We start from the raw sequence: 12,705 nt of genomic DNA on the forward strand, positions 1-12,705 counted from the left end.
ACAAGCCCCTGCGGTGCTGAGAATCCTCGCTCAGTGCCGCAGGGGCGTCTTCGTGCGCGCTGACTGTGAGAATGCGAGTGCCTGCGCGTGAGCGGTGCCAACCGGCCGGACGCCTGCGTCAGGTGGCGCTGTCGTGGCCGCCCTGTGGAGTCGATGCCTCGAGCGGTGTGGCGAAGATCGAGGCGACCGGTGGAATCCAGAGCGCCGAGGCGATGGCTGCGGAGACGACGACTGAGATGATCGCCCACACGTCCCAGGCGTCTCCGGCCAGGATGCCGATGATCCCGAGCAGTGCGAGGATCGTGGCGTAGATCGTGATCAGCACCCGCGTCGGACGGCTGCCTCGGAGCACACCTCCGGAGACAGCCACCACGAAGAGTCCGAAGAGGGTGATGCCCGCTCCGACGAGAGAGAGCGCGACCACTTCCGCGTCGTCTGCACCGGAGTATCGGTCGAGGAGGAGCAGCACTCCGAGCAGACTCGTGAGCAGGCCGTGCGCGAGCACCACGAGAGTCACGATCCGTGCCACCGTCGTGGCGACCAGTGACCTGCGTGCTCGCCGTCCCGTCGGGCCCGTTGCGTCGCTCGTCACGGCGGGCGCTGCAGCCATCCCGCGCAGTACTCGCCTGTGAACGAGGCGCACGATCTCGATCCCGCAGACCATCAGAATCGCGATGGCTGCGACGAGCGTCGCGGCGTCGCGGCCGGGGTCGACCAGCGCGAAGAATTGCGTCGACAGGGGGAGGGTGAAGACCCCGATCAGTGCGAGGAACATCGCCCCGACCACAATGATCTTCACGGCGCTGAGCGGCCTCGCCAGCACGCTGAGCACCCAGATGCCGACGACGGCAAGAATGATCGTCGCCCCTGTGCGCAGCTGCTCCTGACTGATCCCCAGATCGCGTGCGGCAAGGGTGTACGCCGTGATCCCGACCGCCACGATGATGCCCGCGGGGATCGCGAAGCTCAGCGATCGTCGGAGGAACCCGGGGACATAGCGCTGCGCGTTCGGCAGGAGCGCGAGGAAGAAGGCCGGGATCCCGATCGTGAGCCCGTCAGTGATGGACAGCTGGCGCGGCAGGAACGGGAACTCGAGGAGGAGCACACCGAAGAGCAGCGCGAGGCCGGTGGCGTACACGGTCTTGGTGAGGAAGAGCATCGAGACGCGTTCGATGTTGGCGATCACCTGGCGCCCCTCGGCCACGACATCGGGGAGGTGGGAGAACTGGCCGTCGAGCAGCACGAGTCGTGCGACGGCCTTGGTCGCCGGCGAACCCGAGTTCATCGCGATCCCGATGTCGGCCGACTTGATCGCGAGCGCATCGTTCACACCGTCGCCCGTCATGGCCACGGTGTGACCAGCCTGCTGCAGCGCGGAGACCATCAGCTTCTTCTGCTCGGGCGTGACTCGGCCAAAGACGGTGTGCTCGTCGAGCACGCGGGCGAGCTCTACGAGATCCTCGGGCAGTTCACGGGCATCGAACCCGTCCGCGGCGTCGAGTCCAACCTCGCGAGCGATGGCCGCAACGGTCCGTGGGCTGTCACCGGAGATGATCCGGACCCCCACGCCCTGTCGCCGGAAGTACTCGAGGGTGCGGGCGGCGTCCGGGCGCACCTGTTCGCGAAAGGTCAGAACCGTGACCGGGCTCAGATCCGCGGGCAGACGCTCCGCCTCGGCATCCCGTTCGTCGAGCGACGCGGGCGCATAGGCGAGGACGAGCGTCCTGCGCCCGGTTTCGGCCAGACGGATGACCTCCGCGCCGAGGGCCGTCGACTCGGAGGTGGCCAGATCTCCGAACACCATCTCCGGGGCGCCGAGAACCCATGTTCCCGAACGCTCGACGAAGGAGACCGCGCTCCACTTTCGCGCGGATGAGAAGGGAACGTACTGGGCGGGTGTGCGCGAGGCGGCGTCACCGACGAACCTCGACCGCAGGGCCCGTGCGGTCGCGTTGGCGTCCGGAGCGCTGCCGTACCATCCCAGCGCGCCCTCCCACCCGTCCTCGGGGCTCGAGAGAGGATGCGCGTCGTCGAAGACGATCTCGCCGAGTGTGAGCGTCCCCGTCTTGTCGAGACAGATGATGTCGACGCGGGCGAGGCCCTCCACCGCCGGCAGCTCATTCACCAGGACCTGCTGTCGGGCGAGCTTGGCAGCCCCGACCGCGAACGCGATGCTGGTCATCAGCACCAGACCCAGCGGAACCATCGCCGTCAGGGCGGCGATCGTGTTGACCACGGCCTGCACCCATGTTCCGGTGGTGAACGCGGCCTCGTATCCTCCGGCCACGATCACCTGCGCGTTGAAGACCAGCAGGCCGATCGGCCCGATGCCCCAGCTCACCCACTTCAGCACCCGGTTGACGGACGAGCGCAGTTCGCTGGCGACGAGCGAGAATTTGCGCGCCTCACCCGCGAAGCGGTTGGCGTAGGAGTCCGCGCCGACGCGCGAAACCCGAGCCACCCCCTCACCTCCGACGACGATCGACCCCGAGAGTGCGAGCTCTCCTGGCCTCTTGTCGACGGGATCGGATTCTCCGGTCAGCATCGACTCGTCGAACTGAAGCCCCCGAGACAAGCTCACCTCCGCGTCCGCAGGCACCTGGTCGCCCGCTCGGAGGATGAGGGTGTCGTCGAGCACGACATCGTTCGGCGGCACCTCGATCTCGGCGCCGTCCCTGCGCACGCGCGCGGGCGCAGCGCTCAGCAGCGCCAGTCTGTCCAGTGCGGCCTTGGCGCGGAACTCTTGGATGCATCCGATGATCGCGTTTCCGAAGGCCGCAAAGCCGAAGAGCGCATCCTGCCACCGCCCGACGAGGAACAGGACGAAGAAGCAGGCGAAGACGATGCCGTTGAACAACGTGAAGACGTTGGAGCGGACGATGTTCCACGCGCTGCGGCTGGTGTCGGCGTCGTAGGCATTCGTCTCGCCGCGGGCGATGCGATCGGCGACATCCGCGGACGTCAGACCGGCGTCTGGGCTCGTCGCAACAGGGGCGCTCATGCGCTCAATGTAGCGTGGCCCGCGACACGGGCGCAGCGCGCCTGCGAGTCGCTCGGCAGATCGGTGGTCCCTCACGCACCCGTTTGCTTGCGCGTTCGTCGAACGCGGCCTAGCTTGTTCACATTCGAGCAGACGGCGTGGAACCGATTTGGCTTGATCGGACCCTCGCTGTCGGCGCACATGCGGAACAAGGAGACGACATGACCAGCGATGATTCCTTCAGCCCGGCTGCCCCGCTTTTCACGAGGCCGGTAGAAGCGGCGGGGGCTCCGCGTCACGTCATCCCGGCGACCGAGACCCTTCCCGCCACGGCGAAGCAGATCATCGAGGACGAGACGATGCTCGACGGCAATGCGCGCCTGAATCTCGCGACGTTCGTCAGCACGTGGATGGACGACGATGCGCGACAGGTCTATGAGGCATCGTTCGACAAGAACATGATCGACAAGGACGAGTATCCGCAGACGGCCGCGATCGAAGACAACTGCTGGCGGATGCTGGCGAATCTCTGGAACGCCCCGGATGCCGCGCGCAGCATCGGCACTTCCACGATCGGCTCATCCGAGGCGTGCATGCTCGGCGGTCTCGCTTTCAAACGGCGCTGGCAGCAGGCCAGGCGTGCGGCAGGCAAGGACACCTCCTCGCCGAATCTCGTGATGTCGTCCGCCGTGCAGGTGTGCTGGGAGAAGTTCTGCAACTACTTCGACGTCGAACCGCGCTACGTGCCGATCAGCGAGGAGCACAAGACGCTCGACGGGCACGACCTGGCGAAGTACATCGACGAGAACACGATCGGCGTCGTGGCGATCATGGGGGTCACCTACACCGGCATGTACGAGCCGGTCGCAGAGATCGCCGCAGCCCTCGACGAGATCCAGAGGACGACGGGCCTCGACATCCCCATCCACGTCGACGGCGCATCCGGAGCGATGATCGCGCCGTTCCTGCAGCCGGACCTGGTCTGGGACTTCCGCCTCGAGCGGGTGCATTCGATCAGCACATCGGGACACAAGTACGGTCTGGTGTACCCGGGACTGGGGTGGGTGATCTGGCGGGACGCGAAGTGGCTGCCGGAGGATCTGGTGTTCAAGGTCAGCTATCTGGGCGGAGAGATGCCCACGTTCGCCTTGAATTTCTCGCGCCCCGGTGCGCAGGTCGTGTTGCAGTACTATCTGTTCCTCCGGCTCGGCTTCGAGGGATACCGTGCCGTGCAGCAGGAATCTCAGGATGTGGCGAAGTTCCTGTCCGCGGGCATCGCGAAGCTCGACGCCTTCGAGCTGTGGAATGACGGCAGCGATATCCCCGTCTTCGCGTGGCGGCTCAAAGACGGGCACACGCACAACTGGACCCTCTACGACCTGCAGGACCGTCTGCGGATGCGCGGCTGGCTGATCCCGGCGTACCCGATGCCCGCTGATCTCGAGCAGATCACTGTGCAGCGCATCGTCGTCCGCAACGGCCTCAGCATGGATCTGGCTCAGTCTCTGCTGCAGGAGATCGAGAACGAGGTCGCCTATCTCGACAACCTCGACGCGCCCATGCCCCGTGAAGCATCCCACGCGGCGTTCCACCACTGAGGCGTGCCGACATGTCCACTTCGAAGACACCGGCTCCTCGCACCCCGTCCGGCACGCCTGGGGCGGTCTCGAATCACCCTCTTGCGCCGCGTTCCGCCGTGACGAGCTTTCTCGGCGTGGGCCAGCTCGCCCTGCTCACCCTCGTCGTCGTCGCGAGTCTGCGGTCGCTTCCGGCGATGGCGGTCTTCGGCCTCGGAAGCGTGACGCTGTACATCATCCCGGCGATCCTGTTCCTCATCCCCACGGCGCTCGTGGCGGCCGAGCTGGCCACCGGGTGGAAGGGCGGTGTGTACATCTGGATCAGAGAGGCGATGGGCAACCGCTGGGGCTTCACCGCCGTCTGGCTGCAGTGGATCCAGAACGTCGTCTGGTACCCGACGCAGCTCGCGTTCATCGCCGGCGCGCTCGCGTTCGTCGTTCTCGATCCCTCCCTGTCGAGTTCCGGCTTCTTCACCGCAGTGGTGATTCTCGTCCTCTACTGGGGCTCCACGCTGATCGCGCTGCGCGGAGGGAACCTCTTCGCGAAGCTCGGCTCCTGGGGTGGCATCCTCGGAACCCTGCTGCCCGCTGCTCTGCTGATCGTCTTCGGAGCGATCTGGGTGTTCAGCGGTGAGAAGACGCAGGTGCCGCTCACTCCGGAGGCGGTGATTCCGCCGTTCACCGGCATCGCGTCGATCGTGCTCATCGTGTCGAACTTCCTCGCCTACGCCGGCATGGAGGTCAACGCTGTGCATGTGAATCAGATGAAGGATCCGGGGCGCGGGTTCCCGCGTTCGATCTTCCTTTCCGCGATCCTCATCCTGCTCGTGTTCATCCTGCCGACGATCGCGATCGCCGTGGCGGTGCCACAGAAGGAGCTCGGCTTGACCAATGGCATCATGCTCGCGTTCCAGGCGTACTTCGGACACTGGGGTGTCGGTCAGTGGGCGACAGCTGTGGTGTCGGCGCTGATCGCCGCCGGCGCGCTGGCCTCGGTGATCACCTGGATCGTCGGTCCGTCGAAGGGCGTGCTCGCTGCGGCGGAGACCGGCCTGCTGCCGCGCTGGCTGCAGAAGAAGAACAAGGCCGGCGTGCAGTCCGGGATCCTGATGCTGCAGGGGACGATCGTCACGCTGCTGGCCGCGATCTTCATCATCGTCCCGAACGTCAGCGCCGCGTTCGTCGCGCTGATCGACATGTCCGCCGCGCTGTATCTCATCATGTACATGATGATGTTCGCGTCTGCGCTCATCCTCCGACGGACGCAGGGGGGAGTGAAGCGCGCGTATCGCGTGCCCGCGCTCGGGCTGGTGGCGGGCGTCGGGTTCCTCGCGAGCGCGACGGCATTCCTGTTCGCCTTCATCCCGCCGCAGGGCTTCACGGCCTTCCCGCCGGCGCTCTACCCGTGGATCGTCGCGGCGGTGATCGTGGTTCTCGGAGGCCCACCGCTTCTCTTCTACGCATTGAGGAAGCCCTCCTGGGATACTCGCAGCGATGCAGAGAAGGCCGCGCACGGCACACACGATGAGGACACCACCTCCACGGCCTGAGATTTCCTGGAGCAGATCACATCGGGCATGGATTGTCGGGTGTGCGCGCTGGCGCGAGGACAGACTCGATCTCGAAGGGGGACACCATGATCTCTGAGCTCAACGGACTCATCGACGAAGTCGGGGTGCGCCTGGCTGAGGATCTTGATGTGCCTGCTCTTGCTCGTCGCCTCGGCACGACGGAGTATCACCTGCGACGGATGTTCTCGTCGCTCGTGGGAATGCCGCTGTCCGAGTATGTGCGGCGGCGTCGGATGACGGTTGCGGCCGCCGATGTCCTGGCGGACGTGCCGTTGCTCGACGTCGCCGTCCGCTACGGGTATGGCTCGACGGAGGCACTCAACAGGGCGTTTCGTGCGGTGCACGGTATCAGCCCTGCAGAACTGCGTCAGCATGGTGGGCCCCTTCGCTCTCAACCGCAGCTCAGGCTCCGCCTGACGATCGAAGGACGCTCCACCATGGACTCTCGCATCACCGACCACCCGCCGTTCCGCCTCGTCGGCCATGCCGTACAGGTGCCGCTCATCCACCAGGGGGTCAACCCGCACATCCAGGCGCACATCGCATCGCTTCCCCTGGCGGAGCATGAGCGACTCAAGCAGCTCAGCGACAGCGAGCCCGCAGGGCTCCTGCAGGTGAGCGCCGACGTCGACCCCGACTTCACCGAGGGCAGCACGCTCACCTATCTGCACGGCGTCGCCATCGATCGCGCCACAGCCGTTCCGGATGACCTCGACGTCATCGACGTTCCGGCCGGATCCTGGGTCGTGTTCCGCTCATCGGGCCCATACCCGGAGGCGTTGCAGGAGACCTATGCGGCATCGGCCGCGGACTGGTTCCCTTCGAACCCCTGGCGTCTGCGCGAGGGGCCGTCGATCGTCGCCGTCATCGACCGCGCTGAGGATTTCCGCACCGCGACGACGGAACTCTGGATGCCGATCGAACGTCAGGCCTGAGATAACGGGGCGGCCGGGTCGGAACTGACATTCCGACCCGGCCGCTTCTTAGGTCAGGCGCGACTCAGTCGTTCCACGACCAGATGTCGTCGCCGCGCAGTGTGGCGTCGGCGCCCCCGTCGACGTAGATCGTCTGGCCGGCCATGTGCGTATTCTCGACGCTCGTGAGCCAGATCAGAAGAGTGGCGATCGACTCGGCGGGCTGATGGTAGTTGAGCGGCATCGGCACGTGGGCGTCGACGAGCGCCAGGCCCTCGGGGTTGTTGAGCAGCTCCTGTGTCATCGGCGTGATGACGGTGCCGGGGGCGACGGCGTTGAGGGGGATGCCCGCGCCGGCCCAGTTCTCGGTGATCGACTCACGGCGCACCCATCGTGAGATGGCGCGCTTCGACGAGGGGTATGCGGCGCGACCCGCACGGGGATCCTGCGCGATGAGGTCTTCGGCCACGGCCAACGTCGCCGCTTCGTCGCCGGAGAGCGCCGCTTCGACCAGACGTGCAGAGTTCGGCTGCAGCGAGGCCATCGACGACACGACGGCCGCTCGCGGAGCATCCGATGCGCGCAGCGCCGGAAGCAGGCCCTCGAGCACCTCGGTGACGCCGAAGTAGTTGACCGACATCGTGATCGGCTTCGGTGCGGAGATGCCGGCGCAGGCGATGACACCGTCGATGACCCCACCCGACGCCTCGATCGCCTGCGCAACCGCCGCGGTTCGACCCTCGGCCGTGGAGAGGTCGGCGTCGATGTCGGCACCGCGCAGGTCGATGCCGATGGTTCGCTCGCCGCGTTCCTGCAGAAGGCGCACGGTGGTGGCGCCGATTCCCGAGGCAGCTCCGGTGACGACGTAGGTGCGGGTCATTGTGATTCCCTTCGGTGCAACAGTGTGTGCACCGAGCCTACGCTCGTGATCTGGTTGCCAGCCGTGCCTCGAGGCCTGCCTTCACTGCCGGCCACTCGGGTTCGATGATCGAGTACTCGACGCTGTCACGCAGTGCGCCGTTGCGGTAACGGCTCACCGCGCGCATGACGCCGTCCTGCTTCGCGCCGAGGCGCTCGATCGCCGCACGGGACTGCTGATTCACCCACTGCGTCGTGAGTCCGACACGGAAGACCCCCAGCGTCTCGAAAGCGTGGCGAAGGAGCAGCAGCTTCGACTCCGCGTTCGTTCCGGTGCCGTGCGCGGAGGGCCGGTTCCACGTGTAACCGATGTGCAGCCGCGGTACCGTCTCTTCGATGTCGTAGTACGAGGTCATCCCGATGATGCGGCCGGTGGCGTCGAAGGTCGTGAAGGGGATCATCTCGCCCTTCTCCAAAAGGCCCAGGCGGCGCTCGATCTCGCCCTCCAGGCCGTCGGCCGTCGGGACCGAGGTGTACCAGGAGCGCGCGCGCAGATCGCCTTCGCCGGAGGCCTCGAGCAGACCGTCGTAGTGCGCGCGCTCGAGCGGGCGAAGCTCGACGAGCGAGCCGGTCAGAGTCAGCGGTGCGGGCGGGGTGCGAAAGGTCATGCGCACATTCAACAGGAGCAGCGCGGGTATCGTGAAACAGGTGAAGACTGTGCCTTTCGCCGGAGCATCCGCCGCTGCCCTGATCGCGGGGATGATGCGGATTCCCGACAAGTCGGATGCCGAGATCCGTGAGCTCTATAACACTGCGCGCGGTGCCGGAATCGACTTCTTCGATCACGCCGACATCTACGGCGGACAGATGCACCTGTGCGAAGAGCGCTTCGGCGCAGCGCTGCGCCTGAGCGCGGCTGAGCGCGCCGAGGTCATGATCCAGACCAAGTGCGGCATCGTGCCGGCGCAGGGCATGTTCGACTTCTCCTACGCGCACATCGTGCGTCAGGTCGAGGACTCGCTGCGCGCCCTGCAGACGGACTACGTCGACGTTCTCCTGCTGCACCGACCCGATGCCCTCGTTGAACCCGAGGAGGTCGCGCGCGCCTTCGACGAGCTCGAAGCGGCCGGAAAGGTGCGCGCCTTCGGCGTCTCGAACCATACGCCGCGCCAGATCGACCTGTTGAAGACAGCCGTACGGCAGCCGATCGTGGCCAACCAGCTGCAGCTGTCGATCACGCACGCCCCGATCATCGCGCAGCCACTGGCGGCGAACATGGAGGGGCTGGCGCAGAGCGCGGTGCTCGACGGCGGCGGCATCGTCGAGTACTGCCGCATCAACGGGATCACGATCCAGGCGTGGTCGCCGTTCCATGCCGGATTCTTCACGGGGGTGTTCCTCGACAACCCGGAGTACCCCGAACTCAACGAGGTCATCGCCCGCCTTGCCGCCTCGTACGGCGTGACGCCCATAGGAATCGCGACGGCCTGGATCACCCGCCACCCCGCGAAGATGCAGGTCGTGCTCGGCACGACCACAGCGCAGCGGATCGAGGACGCTGCGGCGGGTGCCGACATCGAACTCACCCGCGCGGAGTGGTACGAACTCTTCCGTGCGGCCGGACACCTGCTTCCCTAGGCTGAAATCATGTACATTCTGCTCTCGCTGCTGATGCTGGCCCTCATGGTCGGGGCGATCATCGACATCATGCGTCGTGACGACAGCGAGGTGAAATTCCTGCCCAAGATCGCATGGGTGCTCATCGCCGTTCTGATTCCGTTGGGCGGGCTGCTCTGGTTCCTGCTCGGACGCGAATACAACGGATCCGGGGTCTCGCTGCCGCGGATGGCTCGGCGAGAGCGCGCGCCGAGGAGGCCACAGACGCCCTCTGCGCCGGCGCGGCCCACCGACACGCGGTCGACGGAGCAGCAGATCGCGGATCTCGATCGTGAGATCGAGGAGTGGCGGCTGCGCGCGGAGATCGAGAAGCGTCGCCGCGAGGGCGGCGAGAGCGACCCGGTCTAGGCGCGGGCGAAAGCGTCGCGCAGGGCCGGCTCCAGCTCGGGGTAGTGGAACGAGAACCCGGCGGACAGCAGGGTCTCCGGAAGCACCCAGCGGCTTTTGAGGATGAGCTCTGTCTCGGTGCGGATGCCGATGGCGCCGAGCTCGAGCATCCATCGCGGCATGGGCGGACCGAACGGCACGCCCAGCACGTTGCGCACGGTCGCCATGAAGGTGCGGTTGTCGACGGGGTGAGGTGCCGCGGCGTTGATCGGCCCGTGCAGCCAGGGCGTCGACTCGAAGAAGTCGAGCATGCGCGCGACATCGTCGATGTGCACCCAGCTGAAGCGCTGCGTGCCGCGAGGAGCGCCGAAGTCGTGCGCCGTTCCGGCGGCACGCCGCGCGGCGCTGACGGGCCATCGTCCGTCGTGCTGCGCGCCGCCGAGACCGAGCCGTGCAAGGGTGCGCAGAGGGCCGAGGACGCCGCCGTCACCGAGCACGATCGCCGTGCGCAGCGCGATGCGTCGTGTGGCGGGCAAGGGGGCTGCGAAGAGTTCGCGCTCCCAGCTCTTGGCCACATCGACGGAGAAGCCCGTGCCTAGTTCGCCTGTCGACTCCGTCATCGGGCGGTCTTCTGCATGGCGGTAGATGGTCGCCGTCGAGGAGTTCACCCAGAGCGCAGGCGGGGCGGATGCGGACGCGATCGCCGCGCTGAGGGCTGCAGTGGTCGCCTCGCGGGAGCGGAAGATCTCCGCCCGGTTCTCGGGGGTGTAGCGGCAGTTCACGCTCTTGCCGGCCAGCCCCACGACGAGGCTTGCGCCGTCGACAGCCTCCGCGATGCCGACGGAGTCGTCCCAGCTGAGGTCGGCGCCACGGCGAGAGATCGTCACGACCTCGCGACCCGCAGAACGATAGCGCTCTTGCAGCACCCGACCCATGAACCCGGTCGATCCGCCCAGCACGACGCGTCCGTCGGTCATCCGTTCTCCTTCTCGATGCGGTAGTCGAACCAGCCCTCGTATTCGTACACGCGCCCGATGAGCGGCGCGTCGACCGTGAGGGTCACGTGCTGTTGCGCCCGCTCGTCGTCGAAGCGTTCGATGAGGCGGACCGTCGGGGAGAGGAGGCGCGGAAGGCGCACCCGCAGGCGTCCCCATCGCACTCCGACCCGAACGCTCGTGAGCAGCAGTGCGCCGTCGCGGACATCGACATCGAAGGATGCGGCGATCGTGCCGGGTTCGCCGAGCTCGTCGACGATGCGTCCGTAGCGGCCCAGGGCGACGGCATCCTGCATGATCCAGGTACCGGAGGGACGGTGGAACTCGCGCTCGGCGATCGCGCGGAATACGATGGTGCGGTTCAGGACACGGAACGGGACGTCGCGCTCCCATCCGGCGAAGAGCACGCCGCGCTTCTCGAGCGGGCGCAGAAACGGCCACAGCCAGCGGCGGGGTGTGCCGGCGCGAGTGAACACGCCCTCGCCGACGCCGACATGGCCTGCCGGAATCGCAGAGAAGTACAGCCGGAGGCGGGGATGCAGGTCGGCTTCGCGCGCCCCGATCGCCCGCCGATACGGGGATTGCGGGATCGCGGTCACCTCACGAGCGTATCGTCACCGGTCGGCGTGCGCGGCGACGTAGGCGTCGACCCGGGCGGGGGAGAGGATCTCGTTCGCCACCATGATCGCGGCCCCGAACACGGCGGCGCGCTCGCCGCCCTGCGACTGCACGATCGCGAGATGCTGTGTGGCCAGCGGGATCGAACGCCGGTAGACGACCTCGCGCACCCCGGCGAGCAGGTGCTCGCCTGCGCGCGCGATGCTGCCGCCGATCACGATGGTCGACGGATTGAGCATGTTCACCATGGTCGCGAGGACTTCACCGACGTCGCGTCCGGCCTGCCGCGTCGCGGTGATCGCTGCCTGGTCTCCGGCGCGCACGAGCTCGATGACGTCGGCGCTGCGATGCGTGTCGTAGCCCTGGTCGCGAAGCACTGCCGCGATCGCGGGCCCGCTCGCGAGCGCTTCGAGGTCGCGGTCGTCGGCGGGGTCACGCCCGGAGTCCTGCCGGTAGGGGACGTGCACGTGGCCCATGTCGCCCGCCGACCCCTGGGCGCCGCGCTGCAGCTGTCCGCCCGCGATGATCCCCGCGCCGATCCCGGTGGAGACCTTCACGAAGAGGAGGTCATCGACGTCCGACCAGCGCAGTGCGTGCTCGCCGAGCGCCAGGATGTTCACATCGTTGTCGACGAGGACGGGAACGGCGTGCGTGCGCTGCACATAGGACGGCACGTCGAAGCGGTCCCAGCCGGGCATGATCGGCGGGTTCGTCGGACGCCCCGTGGAATGCTCGACAGGGCCAGGAACACCGACGCCCACGCCGAGCAGCGGTCGCTGCGGCGTGATCAGGTCGGCGAGCAGCTCCGCCCCGTCAGTGAGGATCGAGTCGAGGACGCGTTCGGGACCGTCGGCGATGTCGATCGCGCGGGTGCGCGCGTCGAGGATGCGCCCGGAGAGGTCAGCGACGGCGGCGGTGCCGTGGGTTGCGCCCAGATCGAGGGCGAGGACGACGCCGGCCTCGGTGTTGAAGGCGATGCGTGCAGGAGGGCGGCCACCCGTGGACACGGCTTCGCCCGCGGGGTGCAGCAGTCCCGAGGCCACAAGGGCGTCGATGCGCAGAGCCACCGTAGAGCGCGCAAGCCCGGTCATCGCGGCGAGCTCGGCTTTCGTGCGTGCCTGTCCGTCGCGGAGGATCTGGAAGATCTCACCGGCGCCGGAATTGGCGAGAGTCGTCGCAGTCATTCGG

The 12,705-nt window shown here is 67.2% G+C and carries 11 protein-coding genes; 5 read left to right on the top strand and 6 right to left on the bottom strand.

Annotated features, from left to right (window positions below; all coding sequences use genetic code 11):
- Positions 1-118: 118 nt before the first annotated feature.
- Positions 119-3,001: an HAD-IC family P-type ATPase gene (locus JOD62_RS11485; RefSeq protein ID WP_204939408.1), complete on the bottom strand. Its 2,883-nt coding sequence runs from the start codon at positions 2,999-3,001 to the stop codon at positions 119-121.
- 200 nt (positions 3,002-3,201) lie between these two features.
- Here JOD62_RS11485 and JOD62_RS11490 point away from each other — a divergent pair, with 200 nt between their 5' ends.
- The 3 genes from JOD62_RS11490 (at position 3,202) to JOD62_RS11500 (ending at position 7,063) form a co-directional block, all read left to right on the top strand.
- Positions 3,202-4,578: a glutamate decarboxylase gene (locus JOD62_RS11490; protein WP_204939409.1), complete on the top strand. Its 1,377-nt coding sequence runs from the start codon at positions 3,202-3,204 to the stop codon at positions 4,576-4,578.
- Between the two features lie 11 nt (positions 4,579-4,589).
- On the top strand, positions 4,590-6,107 hold the full coding sequence (locus tag JOD62_RS11495) for an amino acid permease (protein WP_204939410.1): 1,518 nt from the start codon (positions 4,590-4,592) through the stop codon (positions 6,105-6,107).
- Between the two features lie 86 nt (positions 6,108-6,193).
- Positions 6,194-7,063, top strand: a complete 870-nt coding sequence (locus tag JOD62_RS11500; RefSeq protein ID WP_204939411.1) for an AraC family transcriptional regulator — start codon at positions 6,194-6,196, stop codon at positions 7,061-7,063.
- A gap of 64 nt (positions 7,064-7,127) precedes the next feature.
- Here the strand turns inward: JOD62_RS11500 and JOD62_RS11505 are convergent, their stop codons facing one another.
- Positions 7,128-7,922, bottom strand: coding sequence for an SDR family oxidoreductase (locus JOD62_RS11505; protein ID WP_204939412.1), 795 nt, complete (start codon positions 7,920-7,922; stop codon positions 7,128-7,130).
- Positions 7,923-7,959: 37 nt separating this feature from the next.
- Complete coding sequence (locus JOD62_RS11510) at positions 7,960-8,568, bottom strand: GNAT family N-acetyltransferase (protein ID WP_204939413.1); 609 nt, start codon at positions 8,566-8,568, stop codon at positions 7,960-7,962.
- 31 nt (positions 8,569-8,599) lie between these two features.
- Here JOD62_RS11510 and JOD62_RS11515 point away from each other — a divergent pair, with 31 nt between their 5' ends.
- Together JOD62_RS11515 and JOD62_RS11520 are read left to right on the top strand one after the other, a co-directional pair.
- Positions 8,600-9,538 carry an aldo/keto reductase gene (locus JOD62_RS11515; RefSeq protein ID WP_271171521.1) on the top strand — a complete coding sequence of 313 codons (939 nt, stop codon included), beginning with the start codon at positions 8,600-8,602 and terminating at the stop codon, positions 9,536-9,538.
- A gap of 9 nt (positions 9,539-9,547) precedes the next feature.
- On the top strand, positions 9,548-9,925 hold the full coding sequence (locus tag JOD62_RS11520) for a PLDc N-terminal domain-containing protein (RefSeq protein WP_204939415.1): 378 nt from the start codon (positions 9,548-9,550) through the stop codon (positions 9,923-9,925).
- On the opposite strand, the gene JOD62_RS11525 is transcribed toward JOD62_RS11520, so the two are convergent.
- Genes JOD62_RS11525 through JOD62_RS11535 form a run of 3 tightly spaced genes read right to left on the bottom strand, consistent with a single transcriptional unit; the run spans position 9,922 to position 12,701 of the window.
- The gene (locus JOD62_RS11525) at positions 9,922-10,881 is read right to left on the bottom strand and encodes an epimerase (protein ID WP_204939416.1); all 960 of its coding nucleotides are present in this window, start codon (positions 10,879-10,881) and stop codon (positions 9,922-9,924) included. The genes JOD62_RS11520 and JOD62_RS11525 overlap by 4 nt on opposite strands.
- On the bottom strand, positions 10,878-11,498 hold the full coding sequence (locus JOD62_RS11530) for a DUF4166 domain-containing protein (RefSeq protein WP_204939417.1): 621 nt from the start codon (positions 11,496-11,498) through the stop codon (positions 10,878-10,880). Before JOD62_RS11530 ends, JOD62_RS11525 begins: the two co-directional genes overlap by 4 nt.
- A gap of 15 nt (positions 11,499-11,513) precedes the next feature.
- Positions 11,514-12,701 carry an ROK family transcriptional regulator gene (locus JOD62_RS11535; protein WP_204939418.1) on the bottom strand — a complete coding sequence of 396 codons (1,188 nt, stop codon included), beginning with the start codon at positions 12,699-12,701 and terminating at the stop codon, positions 11,514-11,516.
- Positions 12,702-12,705 lie beyond the last annotated feature (4 nt).

It is taken from the genome of Microbacterium keratanolyticum (assembly GCF_016907255.1).
Taxonomy (GTDB): domain Bacteria; phylum Actinomycetota; class Actinomycetes; order Actinomycetales; family Microbacteriaceae; genus Microbacterium; species Microbacterium keratanolyticum.

Bases quoted from the DNA above. Each gene is read 5' to 3' on its own strand.
- JOD62_RS11485 (WP_204939408.1), bottom strand. From the start codon at position 3,001: ATGAGCGCCCCTGTTGCGACGAGCCCAGACGCCGGTCTGACGTCCGCG.
- JOD62_RS11490 (WP_204939409.1), top strand. From the start codon at position 3,202: ATGACCAGCGATGATTCCTTCAGCCCGGCTGCCCCGCTTTTCACGAGG.
- JOD62_RS11495 (WP_204939410.1), top strand. From the start codon at position 4,590: ATGTCCACTTCGAAGACACCGGCTCCTCGCACCCCGTCCGGCACGCCT.
- JOD62_RS11500 (WP_204939411.1), top strand. From the start codon at position 6,194: ATGATCTCTGAGCTCAACGGACTCATCGACGAAGTCGGGGTGCGCCTG.
- JOD62_RS11505 (WP_204939412.1), bottom strand. From the start codon at position 7,922: ATGACCCGCACCTACGTCGTCACCGGAGCTGCCTCGGGAATCGGCGCC.
- JOD62_RS11510 (WP_204939413.1), bottom strand. From the start codon at position 8,568: ATGACCTTTCGCACCCCGCCCGCACCGCTGACTCTGACCGGCTCGCTC.
- JOD62_RS11520 (WP_204939415.1), top strand. From the start codon at position 9,548: ATGTACATTCTGCTCTCGCTGCTGATGCTGGCCCTCATGGTCGGGGCG.
- JOD62_RS11525 (WP_204939416.1), bottom strand. From the start codon at position 10,881: ATGACCGACGGACGCGTCGTGCTGGGCGGATCGACCGGGTTCATGGGT.
- JOD62_RS11535 (WP_204939418.1), bottom strand. From the start codon at position 12,701: ATGACTGCGACGACTCTCGCCAATTCCGGCGCCGGTGAGATCTTCCAG.